Source organism: Methylocapsa sp. S129 (assembly GCF_009765995.1).
Taxonomy (GTDB): Bacteria; Pseudomonadota; Alphaproteobacteria; order Rhizobiales; family Beijerinckiaceae; genus Roseiarcus.
In genome coordinates, this window is record NZ_LMUI01000042.1 from 71,592 (window position 1) to 87,042 (window position 15,451).

General features: G+C 62.9%; 18 protein-coding genes. 14 read left to right on the plus strand and 4 right to left on the minus strand.

From position 1 onward, the window contains the following. The first annotated feature begins 32 nt into the window (after positions 1-32). The 3 genes from GSQ90_RS20935 to GSQ90_RS20945 are packed head-to-tail and all read left to right on the plus strand — an operon-like array spanning position 33 to position 2,147. Positions 33-695, plus strand: coding sequence for an amino acid ABC transporter permease (locus tag GSQ90_RS20935; RefSeq protein ID WP_158816839.1), 663 nt, complete (start codon positions 33-35; stop codon positions 693-695). A gap of 5 nt (positions 696-700) precedes the next feature. Beyond that, a complete protein-coding gene (locus GSQ90_RS20940; protein WP_158816840.1) occupies positions 701-1,363 on the plus strand; it encodes an amino acid ABC transporter permease in 663 nt (220 codons plus the stop codon). A gap of 13 nt (positions 1,364-1,376) precedes the next feature. Further along, positions 1,377-2,147, plus strand: a complete 771-nt coding sequence (locus tag GSQ90_RS20945) for an amino acid ABC transporter ATP-binding protein (RefSeq protein WP_158816841.1) — start codon at positions 1,377-1,379, stop codon at positions 2,145-2,147. Positions 2,148-2,166: 19 nt separating this feature from the next. On the opposite strand, the gene GSQ90_RS20950 is transcribed toward GSQ90_RS20945, so the two are convergent. Beyond that, positions 2,167-3,162 carry a D-glycerate dehydrogenase gene (locus tag GSQ90_RS20950; protein WP_158816842.1) on the minus strand — a complete coding sequence of 332 codons (996 nt, stop codon included), beginning with the start codon at positions 3,160-3,162 and terminating at the stop codon, positions 2,167-2,169. Between the two features lie 226 nt (positions 3,163-3,388). Here GSQ90_RS20950 and GSQ90_RS20955 point away from each other — a divergent pair, with 226 nt between their 5' ends. The 8 genes from GSQ90_RS20955 to urtE all read left to right on the plus strand — a co-directional run bounded on the left by GSQ90_RS20955 (position 3,389) and on the right by urtE (position 12,068). Then, positions 3,389-3,961 carry an SH3 domain-containing protein gene (locus GSQ90_RS20955; protein ID WP_371418422.1) on the plus strand — a complete coding sequence of 191 codons (573 nt, stop codon included), beginning with the start codon at positions 3,389-3,391 and terminating at the stop codon, positions 3,959-3,961. A 48-nt stretch (positions 3,962-4,009) separates the two neighbouring features. Beyond that, a complete protein-coding gene (locus GSQ90_RS20960) occupies positions 4,010-5,317 on the plus strand; it encodes an ActS/PrrB/RegB family redox-sensitive histidine kinase (protein WP_158816843.1) in 1,308 nt (435 codons plus the stop codon). A 75-nt stretch (positions 5,318-5,392) separates the two neighbouring features. Beyond that, the gene (locus GSQ90_RS20965; protein WP_158816844.1) at positions 5,393-5,968 is read left to right on the plus strand and encodes an ActR/PrrA/RegA family redox response regulator transcription factor; all 576 of its coding nucleotides are present in this window, start codon (positions 5,393-5,395) and stop codon (positions 5,966-5,968) included. Between the two features lie 359 nt (positions 5,969-6,327). Then, complete coding sequence (urtA, locus tag GSQ90_RS20970) at positions 6,328-7,623, plus strand: urea ABC transporter substrate-binding protein (RefSeq protein WP_158816845.1); 1,296 nt, start codon at positions 6,328-6,330, stop codon at positions 7,621-7,623. Between the two features lie 228 nt (positions 7,624-7,851). Next, a complete protein-coding gene (urtB, locus tag GSQ90_RS20975; protein WP_158816846.1) occupies positions 7,852-9,453 on the plus strand; it encodes an urea ABC transporter permease subunit UrtB in 1,602 nt (533 codons plus the stop codon). Beyond that, positions 9,450-10,607 (plus strand): urea ABC transporter permease subunit UrtC, encoded by a 1,158-nt coding sequence (urtC, locus tag GSQ90_RS20980; RefSeq protein ID WP_158816847.1) that lies wholly within the window; start codon positions 9,450-9,452, stop codon positions 10,605-10,607. Before urtB ends, urtC begins: the two co-directional genes overlap by 4 nt. Then, positions 10,604-11,368 carry an urea ABC transporter ATP-binding protein UrtD gene (urtD, locus tag GSQ90_RS20985; RefSeq protein ID WP_158816848.1) on the plus strand — a complete coding sequence of 255 codons (765 nt, stop codon included), beginning with the start codon at positions 10,604-10,606 and terminating at the stop codon, positions 11,366-11,368. Before urtC ends, urtD begins: the two co-directional genes overlap by 4 nt. A gap of 4 nt (positions 11,369-11,372) precedes the next feature. Beyond that, positions 11,373-12,068 carry an urea ABC transporter ATP-binding subunit UrtE gene (urtE, locus tag GSQ90_RS20990; protein WP_158816849.1) on the plus strand — a complete coding sequence of 232 codons (696 nt, stop codon included), beginning with the start codon at positions 11,373-11,375 and terminating at the stop codon, positions 12,066-12,068. 76 nt (positions 12,069-12,144) lie between these two features. Here the strand turns inward: urtE and GSQ90_RS20995 are convergent, their stop codons facing one another. Both GSQ90_RS20995 and GSQ90_RS21000 read right to left on the minus strand, forming a co-directional pair. Next, a complete protein-coding gene (locus GSQ90_RS20995; protein WP_158816850.1) occupies positions 12,145-12,528 on the minus strand; it encodes a DUF559 domain-containing protein in 384 nt (127 codons plus the stop codon). 153 nt (positions 12,529-12,681) lie between these two features. Next, positions 12,682-13,062, minus strand: coding sequence for a hypothetical protein (locus tag GSQ90_RS21000; protein WP_158816851.1), 381 nt, complete (start codon positions 13,060-13,062; stop codon positions 12,682-12,684). A gap of 191 nt (positions 13,063-13,253) precedes the next feature. Here GSQ90_RS21000 and GSQ90_RS21005 point away from each other — a divergent pair, with 191 nt between their 5' ends. After that, positions 13,254-13,709, plus strand: a complete 456-nt coding sequence (locus tag GSQ90_RS21005) for a lytic transglycosylase domain-containing protein (protein WP_158816852.1) — start codon at positions 13,254-13,256, stop codon at positions 13,707-13,709. A gap of 6 nt (positions 13,710-13,715) precedes the next feature. On the opposite strand, the gene GSQ90_RS21010 is transcribed toward GSQ90_RS21005, so the two are convergent. Then, positions 13,716-14,138: a GFA family protein gene (locus GSQ90_RS21010; protein WP_158816853.1), complete on the minus strand. Its 423-nt coding sequence runs from the start codon at positions 14,136-14,138 to the stop codon at positions 13,716-13,718. A 92-nt stretch (positions 14,139-14,230) separates the two neighbouring features. On the opposite strand from GSQ90_RS21010, the gene GSQ90_RS21015 reads away from it, so the two are divergent. After that, complete coding sequence (locus GSQ90_RS21015; protein WP_158816854.1) at positions 14,231-14,920, plus strand: YafY family protein; 690 nt, start codon at positions 14,231-14,233, stop codon at positions 14,918-14,920. Positions 14,921-15,136: 216 nt separating this feature from the next. Beyond that, positions 15,137-15,403 carry a hypothetical protein gene (locus GSQ90_RS21020; protein ID WP_158816855.1) on the plus strand — a complete coding sequence of 89 codons (267 nt, stop codon included), beginning with the start codon at positions 15,137-15,139 and terminating at the stop codon, positions 15,401-15,403. Positions 15,404-15,451 lie beyond the last annotated feature (48 nt).

The window sequence follows — 15,451 nt, forward strand, 5'->3', positions numbered from 1 at the left end:
CTCGCCCCCCGCGGCACGACGGGTTGGCGCACATGGGCTATTCCTTAAATTTCGCGGCGGTATGGCGCAGCTTCGATCTTCTGCTGGAAGGTCTGGCGCTCAGCCTCGGTCTGGCGGTCGCCGCGATTGTCGCGGGATGCGTGATCGGTCTCTTCGTCGCCTTCGCCTTGATCTCGAAGAATGCTCTCCTTCGCAGGCCGGCGGCGATCTATGTCGCGATCATCCGCAATACGCCGATTCTCGTCCTCGTTCTCTTCAGTTATTTCGCGCTGCCCGAGCTCGGCGTGCGGTTTGGCAAGATCGAAAGCTTCGTGCTGACGCTGGCGCTCTATTCGGGCGCCTATCTGGCGGAAGTGTTTCGCGGCGGTCTCCTTTCCGTGCCCGCCGGCCAGCGTGAGGCGGGTCTGGCGATCGGCCTGACCGAATTTGAGATTCGCGCCTCGATCATCGTTCCCCTGACGCTGCGCAACGTCCTGCCGTCGTTGAGCAGCACCTTCATCTCTCTCTTCAAGGATACGTCGCTGGCCGCCGCGATTGCGGTGCCGGAACTGACGTTCGAAGCGCGCAAGATCAACGTCGAGACCTTCCGCGTCGTCGAAACCTGGATCGTCGTCAGTTGCCTTTATGTCGCCGCCTGTTCGCTGCTCGCCGCCCTGCTGCGCCTTGTCGAACGGCGCCTGGCCATTCCCAGGTGATCGCCATGGACATCGCCGATTTCCTCAATCAGCTCTGGCTCGCGCGGACGCCCCTGCTCAAAGGCCTCGGCATGACGGTCTCGATCTCGTTCCTGTCGATCGCGGTCGGCACGGCGCTCGGCGTTTTCGTCGGACTCGCCTTGACCTACGGCTATCGGCCGATGCGCTGGCTGGTGCGCGGCTATACGGATTTCATCCGCGGCACGCCGGTGCTCGTGCTGGTGCTCGCCAGCTATTACGTGCTGAGCACGATCGGCGTCGATCTTGGCCCCTTCGAGGCCGGCATTCTCGCGCTCTCGCTGTTTTGCAGTTCGCATGTCGGCGAACTCGTGCGCGGCGCCCTGCAATCCCTCCCGGGAGGGCAGACGGAAGCGGCAAAAGCGATCGGACTGTCCTTCGCGCAGACCTTCGCCTATGTGCTCGGCCCGCAGGCTTTGCGGCGCGCCTTGCCGGCCTGGGTGAACACCGCCGCGGAAATGGTCAAGGCCTCGACGCTGCTGTCGATCATCGGCGTGTCCGAACTTCTGCTGCGCACGCAGGAGGTGATATCGCGAACGTTTCTGAGCCTCGAATTCTATTTCTTCGCCGGCTTCCTCTATTTCGCCATCAACTACGGCATCGAGCGTTTCGGCCGCTATGTCGAACGCAAGACGGCGCTCCCGGCATGAGGCTCCGCAAACCATGACAGACGCGCTTCTCGAAATCAGGGATTTGCACAAACGCTACGGCGTCGCCGAAGTGCTGAAAGGGGTCGACCTCAGCATGAACCAGAGCGAGGTTATCAGCATCATCGGCTCGAGCGGTTCGGGCAAGACCACGCTGCTGCGTTGCGTCAATATGCTCGAGGACTTCCAGGGCGGGTCGATCCATATCGACGGACAGGAAATCGGCTACGAGGTCAACGAAGGCGTCCGTCGTAGAAAGCGGGAGAAGGACATCGCCCGCCAGCGCGCGTTGACCGGCATGGTCTTCCAGCAATTCAATCTCTTTCCGCATATGACGGCGGCCAGCAACGTCATGCTCGGCCTGATGAAGGTCAAAAAAATGAACCGCCAGGAGGCGCGGGCGCTCGCGGAGAAATGGCTCGACCGCGTCGGCCTTCGGCCGCGCATCGATCATTATCCGGGCCAGCTTTCCGGCGGTCAGCAACAGCGCGTGGCGATTGCACGGGCGATCGCGATGAATCCGAGGCTGATGCTGTTTGACGAGGTCACTTCGGCTCTCGATCCCGAACTCGTCAACGAAGTTCTGCGCGTGATCAAGGATCTGGCCCAGGACGGCATGAGCATGCTGCTCGTCACCCACGAGATGCGATTCGCTTACGAAGTGTCGACCCGCGTGATTTTCATGAGCGAGGGACGCATCGGCGAAGCCGGCGATCCCCGGGACATGTTCCACAAACCGAAAACCGAACGCCTCGCCGAATTCCTGAAAACCTCGACCTTCCGCTGACGGCCTTTCATCCGGTCGCTTACAGCATGCTCGGCAGCACCCGGTCGGGCGGCCGGTGCCCGTCAATGAAGGTCTTGATGTTGATGATGACCTTCTCGCCCATATCGTTGCGGCCCTCCCGGGTCGCCGAGCCCATATGCGGCAGGAGGGTCACCTTGCCTCTCTGGGCGAGTTTGACGAGCTTGTCCGATACGGCGGGCGCATGTTCGAAGACGTCGAGGCCGGCGCCGGCGAGTTCGTCGGCCTCCAGCATTCGGGTCAAGGCGTTTTCGTCGATCACTTCGCCGCGCGCCGTATTGATGACAATGGCGTCGGGCCGCAAATATTTGAGCCGCCGCGCCGACAGCAGATGATAGGTCGCCGGCGTATGCGGGCAATGGATGGAGACGATATCCATGCGCGCCAGCATCTGGTCGAGCGAATCCCAATAGGTCGCCTCCAGCGCCTCCTCGATAGGAGCGGCGAGGCGGCGCCGATTATGATAGTGGATCGACAGGCCGAAGGCGCGAGCGCGCTTGGCGAGCGCCTGGCCGATCCGCCCCATGCCGAGAATGCCAAGGCGCTTGCCGGTGATTCGGCGCCCGAGCATCCAGGTCGGCGACCATCCGCTCCAACCGCCGTCCGGGACGATTCGCGCGCCTTCCGCCAGACGCCGCGCGGTCGACAGGATCAGCGCCATCGTCATGTCGGCGGTGTCCTCGGTCAGGACGCCGGGCGTGTTGGTGACGGTGATGCCGCGCCGCAAGGCCGATGTGACGTCAATATGGTCGACGCCATTGCCGAAATTGGCGATCAGCCGCATCTGCTCGCCCGCCTGGGCGATCATGCCGGCGCTGATCTGGTCGGTGATGGTGGGCACGAGAACGTCGGCCTCGCGCATCGCTTCGGCGATTTCGCTTTCGCTCATCGGCTTATCGTCGACATTCAGGCGCGCGTCGAACAATTCGCGCATCCGCGTCTCGACGAGATCGGGCAAGCGGCGCGTCACCACGACGAGGGGTTTCTTTTTGGTCATATCGACGCCCCCTTCCGGCTCAATGATCCGATCCCAAGCGAACCGCTCCATATCCATAAAATTCGCGCAAGATTTCTGGCTATTTTACGCCTCATTAACGCTCACGGCGGCAGATGGGATATGTCGGGGAGAACCGGGCCGCGCGCCCCGGTTCACGCGGCCTCTCTAGCAGATGGCGGGGCAAAGACAAGGACGGCGGCCGGGCCATATTTGTGACGGAGGCAGGATGAGACGGGGCGATTTTCGGGGGATTGCGCATCGGCTGCGCAGCCTGCCGCTTTTTCTTGCGCTGGTCGCCTGGATGTTTCTTCCAACGCCCGCCGCCCTTGCGCAGCAAACGGCGGCCTCGACGGGCGAGCAGACGGGAAGCGCGACCGGCCTGCTGCTGCCGCGCTACGCCAGCCTGAAGACCGACAGGGTCAATCTGCGCGAAGGCCCCTCGAAGGAACATGCGACGACATGGGTGTTCCAGCGCGCCGGCCTGCCTGTGGAAATCACCGCCGAATTCGAAACCTGGCGCAAGGTGCGCGATTCGGAAGGGTCGGAAGGCTGGGTGCTGCATTCGCTGCTTTCGGGCCGGCGCACGGCCCTGGTCGCGCCCGGCAAAAAGAATGACAGCGTCAAAATCTTCGCCAGGGCCAGCGAGAGCGCCGACCTCGCCGCGACCCTGCAGTCGGGCGTCATCGGCAATATCCGGAGCTGCGACGGCGCCTGGTGCCTGATCGATGGCGAGGGTTTCAAGGGCTATATCAAGCAGTCCAATCTCTGGGGCGTCTATCCCGGCGAAAAGATCGAATAGAGGGGCCGGCCCCTCCTCGGCCTGGATGGGGCGTGGTAGGGATGGTCGATGTCCGGCCTGACCGACGATGATTTTGGCCAACGCGCCCGCCAATTGCGCGTCGATACGCTCATCCGGCTGCGGTGGCTGGCGGTGGCGGGCCAGTCGGCCGCCGTTCTCATCACCCGTTTTGGCCTTGGCTTCGACCTGCCGATCGTCTGGTGTTTTCTGTGCGTCGGCATGTCGGCGCTGCTCAATATCGGGCTACGATTGCGTTTTCCGGTCAGCCAAAGGCTCGACGACAGCCGCGCGACCAATCTTCTGGGTTTTGACATTCTCCAGCTCGCCGCCCTGCTGTTCCTGACGGGCGGCGTCATCAATCCGTTCTCGATCCTGTTTCTGGCCCCGGTGATGATCTCGGCGGCGTCCCTGCCGCTATGGCGAACGATCGGGCTGCTGCTGCTGGCCCTGGCCTGCACGACCGTCCTGACCTTCTGGCATTGGCCGCTGCCCTGGATCGAGGGGGCCGACCTGCATCTGCCCATGCTCTATGGCGTCGCCATTTGGGTGGCGATCGGCGTCGGCGCCGCTTTCATCACGATTTACGCGAACCGGGTCGCGGAAGAGGCGCGGTTGCTGGCCGGCGCCCTCAACGCCACCGAACTGGTGCTCGCGCGCGAGCAGCACCTGTCCCAGCTCGATGGCCTGGCGGCCGCGGCGGCGCATGAATTGGGCACGCCGCTGGCGACCGTCGCGCTGGTCGTCACCGAAATGACGCGCCAGAATCCGCCCGCCGGCGCTTTCGCCGACGATCTGCGGCTGCTCAATCAGGAGGTCGGGCGTTGCCGCGCGATCCTCGGCAAGCTCGCCTCGCTGGGCGAGGACGGCGCCGGGCCGCTGGAAGAACTGAGCCTGAGCCATCTGATCGAGGAGATCGCCGCGCCCCATCGCCATTTTGGCGTCGCGATCGACGTCAAACTCGATGGCCAAGGCCCCGAACCGGTCTGCCGCCGCAATCCCGGGATGCTCTATGGGCTTGGCAATATTGCCGAGAATGCGGTGGATTTCGCCAAGAGCCGTGTGTGCATCGAAGCGTCCTGGAACAGGGAAACGGTGACGATCGTCATCGCTGACGATGGGCCGGGCGTCGCGCCGCACGTCCTGGCGCGCCTGGGGGAGCCCTATGTCACGACCCGGGGCGCCGCGCAAAACGAGGCGAGCGGCGGCTTGGGCCTCGGCCTGTTCATCGCCAAGACTTTGCTTGAGAGATCTGGCGCCGCTACGCGAATTATCAATGCGCCGCCCCCTGCCGCCGGGGCGCAGGCCAGCGTGGCGTGGCCGCGCGCCTCTTTTGAACAAGGTCGACTGGGCGCCTAAAAGACAATATTGAGGGTGGGTTGGCCCGGGGCGGCGCAAAGAGCGGCGCCAAAAGGGCTCGCCGAGGAAGGGATAATGGAACGAATTGACGAAAATCGGGCCGCGACCGCGTCCGAAGCGCAACCGGGCGATAAATCGCTGCTGATCGTCGATGACGACAAGCCGTTCGCGGCGCGCTTGGCGCGGGCGATGGAAGCGCGCGGGTTCGTCGTCGAGGCGGCGGGCGGCGTCGCCGAAGGGCTTGCCGCCATCGCGGCCGGCGCGCCCGCTTTCGCGGTCATCGATCTTCGCTTAGGCGATGGCAGCGGGCTCGACGTGATCCGCGCGCTGAAGGCGGCGCGCCCCCTGGCGCGCGCCATTATCCTGACCGGCTATGGCGCCATCGCCACCGCCGTCACGGCGGTCAAGCTGGGCGCTTTCGATTATCTGGCCAAGCCGGTCGACGCCGACGAAATCACCGCCGCGCTGATGGCCGACCATTCCGACCGCCCGCAAGGCGCGGAACATCCGATGTCCGCCGACCGCGTGCGCTGGGAGCATATCCAGCGCATCTATGAATCGTGCGAGCGCAACGTGTCCGAGACGGCGCGTCAGTTGAATATGCATCGCCGGACGCTGCAGCGCATCTTGGCCAAACGCGCGCCGCGTTAGAGCCTGTTGCGATTCAATTGAATCGCAACAGGCTCTAGATTCCTCGAAAACGCGCGCGATTCGCGAAAAACCGGCATCCACTTTTTCGCCGCGCGCTCTAAAGCGCGGCAGGACGCTGCGGCCTCCTTCTCCTCTGCGGAGACTTCGCCAGAGCCGTTGGGCGCTGCGCAAAGGCGCGCCATGGCGCCTAAAATTTGCGCGATCCGCCCCGGCAAAACGCCCGCTTCGACCCCGTTCCGCGCCCAAAGCGCGCGCACGGCCTGACGCCTGCGTGGCATAGGGTTTGCGTCTTCAAGGCGTCCCAAAGAGGGAATCAACCTCAAGCCGGGTTGGAACGGGCGTATTGAAGGAGGGGTTTCATGTCATTCTCTAGACGGTTTATGTTGCGGGCGGCCGGCGCGTTGGTTGGCGGCGCGGTAGCGCTGGGCGCCTTCGCCGCCAAGGCTGAGGATACGATCAAGATCGGCATTTTGCATTCGCTGTCGGGCACGATGGCGATCAGCGAGACAACGCTCAAAGACGTCATGTTGATGCTGATCGACGAGCAGAACAAGAAAGGCGGCGTGCTCGGCAAGAAGCTTGAGGCGGTCGTCGTCGATCCCGCCTCCAACTGGCCGCTGTTCGCCGAAAAGGCGCGCGAGCTGATCGCCAAGGACAAGGTTTCCGTCGTATTCGGCTGCTGGACATCGGTCTCGCGCAAATCCGTGCTCCCTGTCTTCCAGGAACTGGATTCGATCCTCTTCTATCCCGTGCAATATGAAGGCGAGGAATCGCAGCGCAACGTGTTCTACACCGGCGCCGCGCCCAACCAGCAGGCGATTCCCGCCGTCGACTATCTGATGAGCGCCGATGGCGGCTCGGTGAAGCGCTGGGTGCTGGAAGGCACCGATTACGTCTATCCCCGCACCACCAACAAGATTCTCGCCGCCTACCTCAAATCAAAGGGCGTGGCCGATGAAGACGTTCTGGTGAATTACACGCCGTTCGGCTTCTCCGATTGGCAGACCGAAGTCACCAAGATTAAGGCGTTCGGCTCGGCGGGCAAGAAGACCGCCGTCGTCTCCACCATCAACGGTGACGCCAACGTTCCTTTCTATAAGGAGCTCGGCAACCAGGGCATCAAGGCGACCGACATTCCAGTCGTGGCGTTCTCGGTGGGCGAGGAAGAACTCGCCGGCCTCGACACCAAGCCGCTCGTCGGCCATCTCGCGGCGTGGAATTATTTCATGTCGATCGATACGCCCGAGAACAAGGCGTGGATCGAGAAGTGGCATGCCTTTACCAAGAACCCGAAGCGCACCTTCAACGACCCGATGGAAGCGCATGTGATCGGCTTCAACATGTGGGTGAAGGCGGTCGAAAAGGCCGGCAGCTTCGAGCCGGATAAAGTGATCGATGCGATGATCGGCGTTTCGACCGAGAACCTGACCGGCGGTCTCTCGACGATGATGCCCAATCACCACATCACCAAGCCCGTCTATATCGGCGAAATCCAGGCGGACGGTCAGCTCAACACTGTCTGGCAGACGCCCGGCACCGTTGTCGCGCAGGAATGGTCGCCCTATCTCGAAGGGTCGCGCGATCTGATCGCCGATTGGCGCAAGCCTCTCTCCTGCGGCAACCTCAACGTCAAGACCGGCAAGTGCGGCGGCTGACGCTCGCGACAACAAAGCCTTCCCCTCTCAGCTTGAGGGGAAGGCGGCTTTCTCAAAGCACGCTCGCCCCCACAGGGCGGGCGATGGCGGAAAGATGAGCGTCGCTGGCGGTACGGAGCGCACCAACGCCCCGCCGCCGCCAGGACGCTCTGATCCAGCGGCTTCGTCGGCCTGCCTTCTCCAATGTCTGGAGACGAGGAGCGGGCGGCGCAACAGAGAAAACAACGTATGACGCTCGCTCGCCTGTTCGCAGCGCTTTTTCTGTTCTGTTGTCTGGCGGCGGCCAGTTCAGCGGCGCGCGCCGATCCGCTCGACGACACGTTGGGGCTGTTCCTCGACGACAAATTTCCGCAGACGGAGAAGGCGATCGGCCAATTGGCGATCAGCGGCGCGCCGACGGGAACGCAAATTCTTGAAGCGCTCGCCGACAACCGGCTTTTCATCGACAAAGCTTCGAAGACGATCGTTTTCAAAAACGCCGCCGGCGACATTTTCAGCGCCAAGACCGGTGAGAAAGCGGCCAATATCGATGAGGGCGCGCTGAAGAAGGTGCGCGTCAACAATGGGCTGCGCAGCGCTATCGACGCCGCGATCGGCTCGATGACGCTGGCCTCGCCCGATCCGGCTAAACGGGTGGCGGGAGCCGATGCGGTGTTCAAATCGCACGATCCGAAAGACCTGCCAGCCGTTGACGCGGCGCTCGCCAAGGAGAAGGATCAGCACGCCGCGCAAGCCTTGCGTCAGGCGCGCGCGGCGATCCTGGTGCTGAGCGCCGACGCTCCCGAAGCCGACCGGCTCGCCGCTGTCGGCCTTTTGAAAGAGCGTGGCGATCAGGATGCGCAGGGCCTGCTCGATGAACTCTCGCAGAAGGCTGGCGAAGGGCCGCTGAAGGCCGCCGCGCTCGCCGGTCTCGCTTCGATCAAATCCCGCCTCGCGCTTTGGGATATCGTACAGAATCTTTGGTATGGCCTCTCGGCCTCCTCTGTCCTGCTGCTCGCCGCGATCGGACTGGCGATCACCTTCGGCGTCATGGGCGTCATCAATATGGCGCATGGCGAAATGGTGATGCTGGGCGCTTATTCGACTTTCATCGTGCAGAGCCTGCTTCCGCCTGCTTTCGCCCAATGGTCGCTCGCCGTCGCCATACCTCTGGCCTTCGTGATCGCGGGATGTATGGGCATTCTGATCGAGCGGCTGGTGATCCGCTACCTCTATGGCCGGCCGTTGGAGACGCTTCTGGCGACCTGGGGCGTCTCGCTGGTGCTCCAGCAATTGGTGCGCACGATTTTCGGCGCCAATAACCGCCAGGTCGTTGCGCCGACATTCATGTCGGGTTCGATCGAGGTTGGCGGCCTCTCGATAACGACGGGGCGCCTCTGGATCATCGTGCTCGCCATAGCGGTCTTCACCGCCCTGCAACTGGTGCTGCGCGCGACGTCGTTCGGCCTGCGCATGCGCGCGGTCACGCAGAACCGGCGCATGGCGGCCGCGATGGGCATTTCGACGGGGCGCATCGACATGCTCGCCTTCGGGCTCGGCTCGGGGATCGCGGGCATCGCCGGGGTCGCGCTTTCGCAGATCGACAATGTCTCGCCCAATCTCGGCCAGGGCTACATTATCGACAGCTTCATGGTCGTCGTGCTCGGCGGCGTCGGCAATCTCTGGGGCACGTTGCTCGGCGCGCTGACGCTCGGCGTCGCCAACAAGCTGCTGGAGCCGTTCGTCGGCGCGGTGCTCGGCAAGATCATTCTGCTGGTCTTCATCATCCTGTTCATCCAGAAGCGCCCGCGCGGGCTGTTCGCGCTCAAAGGCCGGGCGGTGGAGACATGATCACGGGACGTTTCCTCGCAAAGCTCGATCGGCTCGGCATCGCCTTCATCATCCTGATGCTGGCGGTGGCGATCATCGTGCCGGTATTGGCGCTCGCCATCCCCGCCAAATCCGCCTTCGCCATTCCACCCTATGTCGTGGCGTTGATGGGCAAATATCTGTGCTATGCGCTGCTCGCTTTGGCGCTCGATCTGGTCTGGGGCTATTGCGGCATTCTCTCGCTCGGCCACGGCGCCTTCTTCGCGCTCGGCGGCTATGCGATGGGCATGTATCTGATGCGCCAGATCGGCGCGCGCGGCGTCTACGCCAATCCGATCCTGCCCGACTTCATGGTGTTCCTAAATTATAAGGAATTGCCCATTCCCTGGTGGGGCTTCAATTTCTTTCCCTATGCGATGGCGATGGTGATGCTGGTCCCCGGCCTGCTCGCCTTCGCATTTGGCTGGTTCGCCTTTCGCTCGCGCGTCACCGGCGTCTATCTCTCGATCATCACGCAGGCGCTGACCTATGCGCTGAAGCTCGCCTTCTTCCGCAACGATTTCGGTTTCGGCGGCAATAATGGGCTGACCGACTTCAAAGACATTGTCGGCTTCAACGTGCAGGCCGATGCGACGAGAGCGGCGCTGTTCTCGATTTCGGCGATCGCGCTCGTTATCGCCTTCATCCTCGCCAAAGCGATCGTCACATCCAAATACGGCAAGGCGCTGATCGCGGTGCGCGACGCCGAGAGCCGCGTTCGCTTCCTCGGCTACCGCGTCGAAAATTATAAACTGTTCGTCTGGGTGGTCTCCGCTGTTATCGCGGGCATCGCCGGCGCGCTCTATGTGCCGCAGGTCGGCATCATCAACCCTTCGGAATTCGATCCCGGCAATTCGATCGAGGCGGTGATCTGGGTGGCGGTGGGCGGGCGCGGCACATTGGTCGGCGCGGTGCTCGGCGCGATCGTCGTCAATTTTGCGAAAACCTATTTCACGGGAGTCTTTCCCGAATATTGGCTATTCGGTTTGGGCGCCTTGTTCGTGCTCGTCACTTTGTTCCTGCCCAAGGGCATCCTCGGCTGGCTCTCAAGCCTGCGCAGAAAGCCGACGCCGGCGCCGCCCGCCTCGCTTGCCGAGCGGTCGACGATCGCCGAAGAGGGGGGAAGCGCCCAATGACAATTCCCGAGAATCCGCTTCTCACGCGTTCGCTCCTTTATCTCGACGGCGTCGCCGTCTCCTTCGACGGCTATAAGGCTTTGCGCGGCCTGTCGCTGATGCTCGAGCCTGGCGAGATGCGCGCCATCATCGGCCCCAATGGCGCCGGCAAGACGACGATGATGGATGTCATCACCGGCAAGACGCGGCCCGACGAAGGCGACGTCTATTTCGACGGGCGGCACAATCTTCTGCAGCTCGATGAAACCGAAATCGCCCAGCTCGGCGTCGGCCGCAAGTTTCAAAAGCCGACCGTCTTCGAGAACCATACAGTGTCGGACAATATTCTGCTCGCGGCCAAGGCGCCGCGCGAGGTTTTCGCTACGCTGTTCGGCGGCGCCCGCGCGCGCGAGCAAGAAACAATCGACCGCATTCTTGAGACGACCCGGCTGACCGACCACCGCGCGCGCCTCGGCGGCGCGCTTTCGCATGGCCAGAAGCAATGGCTGGAGATCGGCATGCTGCTGGCGCAGGATCCGAAGCTCCTTCTGGTCGATGAGCCGGTCGCCGGTATGACCGACGCCGAAACCGCCGTGACCGCCGAATTGCTGCGCGAAATCGCCAGGGATCATTCCGTCGTCGTCGTCGAACATGACATGGCCTTCGTGCGCGAACTCGGCGTCAAGGTGACGGTGCTGCATGAAGGTTCGGTTCTTGCCGAAGGGACGCTCGACCAGGTGAGCGCCGACGAGCGCGTCATCGAAGTCTATCTGGGGCGATGAGCGCATGCTGAGCGTCGACAACATCAACCTCTTCTACGGCGCCGCCCAGGCCCTGCGTTCGGTCTCGCTGAAAGCAGAGATCGGACGCGTCACGACCGTGCTTGGCCGTAACGGGGTCGGCAAATCCTCGCTGCTGCGCGCCATCGTCGGCCAGCAATCGATCGCCTCGGGCGCCGTGATGTGGCAAGGCGAGAACATCAGCACATTGGCGCCCTATCAGCGCGCCAAGCGCGGCATCGGCTATGTCCCGCAGGGGCGCGAAATCTTTCCGCTGCTGACGGTGCGCGAGAATTTGATGACGGGCTTTGCGACGCAGGGGCGGGCGACGCGTTTCATCGACGACGAGATTTTCAGCCTGTTTCCCGTGCTCGCCGAAATGATGGGCCGGCGCGGCGGCGATCTCTCAGGCGGCCAGCAACAGCAACTGGCGATCGGCCGCGCTTTGGTGACGCGGCCCAAATTGCTGGTGCTCGACGAACCGACCGAAGGCATTCAGCCCTCGATCATCAAGGATATCGGCCGCGCGATTCTTTATCTCAGGAACAAAGGCGAAATGGCGATCGTCGTCGTGGAGCAATATTTCGAATGGGCGCGCGATATCGCCGACGATTATGTCGTGATGGACCGCGGCGCCGTGGTGCTGGCGGGCGAACGCAAGGATATGGTCGAGGCGGATGTGAGGAAGAAGCTGTCGGTGTGAGGGGCGGCGGCGTATCCCTTCTCCCGCAAAGCGGGAGAAGGTGGCCCGACGAAGTCGGGTCGGATGAGGGCGCTCGTCACAAAGCGCCGACGTCACTTCCCGCGGCGCCGGCAATGGCCGCCCGAATGCGATCGACGACAATATCTCCGCCGCCAATGGCGAGATCATTGGGAAATCGAAGAACCCGATATCCCTGCTCATGCAGCCATTCATCGCGCGCAGAATCACGACCTTTGCGCTCGTCGTCATCGTGGGGCGGTCCATCCAACTCCACGATCAGGCGATGCTGGAAACAAAGGAAGTCGGCAATGTATGGACCGATGGGAACCTGACGTCTGAATTTCAATCCGTCGACGCGCGATCCGCGCAAGAGACGCCAAAGCATCGCCTCGGCGTTGGTCATGTCGCGGCGCAATTGCCGCGCTTGATTCCGTTGCTGTTCTGAATAGCGAGTCGGCATGAGTGTCTCATGACTGAAACGGCGTCTCGAACCGCCGCGGGCTTTGCGTTGCGCCCAGCTTCGAGGCCCTCATCCGACCTTCGCTAACGCGAAGGCCACCTTCTCCCGCGAAGCGGGAGAAGGAGTGCGCGCGCAGTCCTTCTTCACAGCCACTCACTGCGTTGGGCCCATCGTCCCGCCCATTTTCAATCTTGCCGATCTGACCCAGCCTTCGAAATCGTCCCCCGTCTTGGCGTTAAAGTACATCACGGACGACCATCCGTCGTCCGTTCGGGCATATTCAATCAAGTCGTCTCTGGGGATGACGAAGACGCCGTCCATCGCGCAGTGAAAGTTCGGCGCGGAATAAAATTGCAGCCTTCCGACGCCCGTCACCGCATCGGAAACCGGCGGCGAGAATATGGGGGCTTTGCTTGAGCCCGGTTTTGGCGCCTCGCAGCGCTCTGGCGTTTTGGCGAGAGCGGAAGCGCCAAGCGGGCCCGCAAGGGCGGCGGCGCAGGCCAGGCAGGCAAGCACGATCTGACCTAATGTCATTTTGCCTCCGCGAACCGCGCCGGAGACCATTCCCGGCCGGCTCGACTATCAGGCCAAGCGCCGTTGGCATCAAGGGGCCGTCCCGACCCGCGCGCCGCCCGCACTCTTGGCCGCAGAGCCGCAATCGGCGACAATGGACGCTCTGGCGGCGCCGGGCCGTTCCGCGCCGCCGCCCTTGACGAAGAGGCGCCATGAAAACCGTTCTTTGCGCGCTCGCGCTGACTTCGCTCCTGCTCGCCGGCTGTGCGACGCCGCCCGAAGCGCCGGCGCCGTCGGCTGAGACGCCGCTCAATGGGCTGGACGCGCGCATCGCCTATTACGCCGGCGCCTATGACGTGCCGGAATCGCTGATCCGCCGCTCGATCCAGCGCGAGAGCGGTTACAGGCCCAATGCGCACAACGGCCCCTATTGGGGGCTGATGCAGATCCGCCTCGATACGGCGCGGGGCATGGGCTATCGCGGGACGGCCCGCGGCCTGCTCGACGCCGACACCAACCTCAAATACGCCGTCGCCTATCTCTCCAACGCCTATCTCGTCGCGGGCGGCAATCCGGACCGGGCGATCGCGCTTTACGCCGGCGGCTATTTCTACGAGGCCAAGCGCAAAGGCCTGCTCGATCGGTTGAGGAAAGCGCAGGACGGCTGAAAGCGCTCAATCGTCCGTCGGCATCGGCGGCGGCATTTTGGGGAAAGCGGGAAGGCCGTCGGGGATCGCATGCCATCGCGGCGCCGAGGCGACGTAGACGTGGACCTCCGGCGCGAGATCGGCGCGATCGTCGAGCGCGCCGAGCTTGATGGTGATGAAGGGCTCATGGGCCGGAATGCTCCACAACGGCGTGCCGCAATCCGCGCAGAAAGCCCTGCCGACGTCCGCGCCGCTATCGCCTTTGCTGTGATATTCCTTCACCTGCCCCTTGATCACCGAAAGCGCCGAAACAGGGGTCAGCGCGACATAGTTCGGCCCGCCGCCAGAAGCCTTCTGGCAGGCGGTGCAATGGCAGGCGCCAATGCCCAGGAACGGCGCCGTGACCTTGAACCGGATTGCGCCGCATGCGCAGCCGCCGCTTTTTTCCATATGATGCTTCCATCAGTTTGTCGGATGGAGAGCCATTACGCCAGGGCTGTTGACACCGTTGTGTCAGCAATCTGGCAGTAGTAAAAGCGACGATGCGCCGAACGGAACGCCTTTTCCAGATCATCCAGATACTTCGCGCCAAACGCAGCGCCGTCACAGGCCGGCAGCTTGCCGATGAACTCGGCATCTCGCTTCGCTCGCTCTACCGCGATATGGCGGAGCTGATCGCCCAGCGGGTTCCTGTGCGGGGGGAGGCCGGCACCGGCTATGTCCTGGACGAGGGCTATGACATGCCGCCGCTGATGCTGACGCCCGATGAACTCGAAGCCGCGGTTCTGGGCGCGGCATGGGTGGCCAAGCGCGGCGATCCCGCCCTCGTCCGCGGCGCCCGCGATCTCATTGCAAAAATCGCCCAATCGATTCCGCAAGCCCTGCGCCCGGTGCTGCTGGATGCGACGCTGAAGCCGATATCCATGCGGCCCATTCCTCGGGAAACGCTCGATATGGCGAGCGTGCGGCGGGCCGTTCGCGATCGCTTCAAGATTGCGATCGCCTATCGGGATGGCGATGGAAGCGTCACAAGCCGCACCATCTGGCCGGTTTTCATCGCCTATATGGAGGACGTCCGCATCATCGTCGCCTGGTGCGAACTGAGGCAGGGCTTTCGTCATTTCCGCACCGATCGCATGGACGCGGTTGAGGTCGCCGCGGAGCGGATTCCCGAACGGCAGGAGGCGCTGCTGAAACGTTGGAAGGCGCTGCAGAAACTCACACCCATGTGACGTGCCTCCAGACCGAGAGAACTGTCCGGGGCAATGTGGTTGTCGGTGAGGACGGAAGGACTCGGATCCCGCCGTCCTGCTCCGACGTGCGATCATATTACAATCCAGGTCCAAGTGGCCGGGATCCAGCGAATCTGCTTCATTTGACGAAATTAGTTTTATCGCCTGCCGTCCGACCAGCGTCCGATCCCACCGGGGTCGTTTGAGAAATCCGTCATGTACGCCAGCAACCTTCAGGAACTGCTTTTTCATTGCAGCGAACATAGCGATATGTCCCCGCAGGCATTCGCAGAGTTTACAGACCGTTTCAATGCGCTTCGCGACTATGGACATCTGCCGAAAGGCCGCGATCAGCGCAAGCGCTTGCTGACGCCGATACAAGTTGCATTGGCGATTCTCGGCCTTGTACCGACACGCCCCTCATGGGCAGGGCATGGAGCGACGGTTCTAAGTGTCCGTCTCGAAACTTCTCGATTCGAATGAATCGGTTATGATTCCTGTTGGGGGCAGCCTGATTCGAGGAGCTGCCGA

Coding starts and splice junctions, on each gene's coding strand:
- GSQ90_RS20935 (WP_158816839.1), top strand. CDS start 33: ATGGGCTATTCCTTAAATTTCGCGGCGGTATGGCGCAGCTTCGATCTT.
- GSQ90_RS20940 (WP_158816840.1), top strand. CDS start 701: ATGGACATCGCCGATTTCCTCAATCAGCTCTGGCTCGCGCGGACGCCC.
- GSQ90_RS20945 (WP_158816841.1), top strand. CDS start 1,377: ATGACAGACGCGCTTCTCGAAATCAGGGATTTGCACAAACGCTACGGC.
- GSQ90_RS20950 (WP_158816842.1), bottom strand. CDS start 3,162: ATGACCAAAAAGAAACCCCTCGTCGTGGTGACGCGCCGCTTGCCCGAT.
- GSQ90_RS20955 (WP_371418422.1), top strand. CDS start 3,389: ATGAGACGGGGCGATTTTCGGGGGATTGCGCATCGGCTGCGCAGCCTG.
- GSQ90_RS20960 (WP_158816843.1), top strand. CDS start 4,010: ATGTCCGGCCTGACCGACGATGATTTTGGCCAACGCGCCCGCCAATTG.
- GSQ90_RS20965 (WP_158816844.1), top strand. CDS start 5,393: ATGGAACGAATTGACGAAAATCGGGCCGCGACCGCGTCCGAAGCGCAA.
- urtA (WP_158816845.1), top strand. CDS start 6,328: ATGTCATTCTCTAGACGGTTTATGTTGCGGGCGGCCGGCGCGTTGGTT.
- urtB (WP_158816846.1), top strand. CDS start 7,852: ATGACGCTCGCTCGCCTGTTCGCAGCGCTTTTTCTGTTCTGTTGTCTG.
- urtC (WP_158816847.1), top strand. CDS start 9,450: ATGATCACGGGACGTTTCCTCGCAAAGCTCGATCGGCTCGGCATCGCC.
- urtD (WP_158816848.1), top strand. CDS start 10,604: ATGACAATTCCCGAGAATCCGCTTCTCACGCGTTCGCTCCTTTATCTC.
- urtE (WP_158816849.1), top strand. CDS start 11,373: ATGCTGAGCGTCGACAACATCAACCTCTTCTACGGCGCCGCCCAGGCC.
- GSQ90_RS20995 (WP_158816850.1), bottom strand. CDS start 12,528: ATGCCGACTCGCTATTCAGAACAGCAACGGAATCAAGCGCGGCAATTG.
- GSQ90_RS21000 (WP_158816851.1), bottom strand. CDS start 13,062: ATGACATTAGGTCAGATCGTGCTTGCCTGCCTGGCCTGCGCCGCCGCC.
- GSQ90_RS21005 (WP_158816852.1), top strand. CDS start 13,254: ATGAAAACCGTTCTTTGCGCGCTCGCGCTGACTTCGCTCCTGCTCGCC.
- GSQ90_RS21010 (WP_158816853.1), bottom strand. CDS start 14,138: ATGGAAAAAAGCGGCGGCTGCGCATGCGGCGCAATCCGGTTCAAGGTC.
- GSQ90_RS21015 (WP_158816854.1), top strand. CDS start 14,231: ATGCGCCGAACGGAACGCCTTTTCCAGATCATCCAGATACTTCGCGCC.
- GSQ90_RS21020 (WP_158816855.1), top strand. CDS start 15,137: ATGTACGCCAGCAACCTTCAGGAACTGCTTTTTCATTGCAGCGAACAT.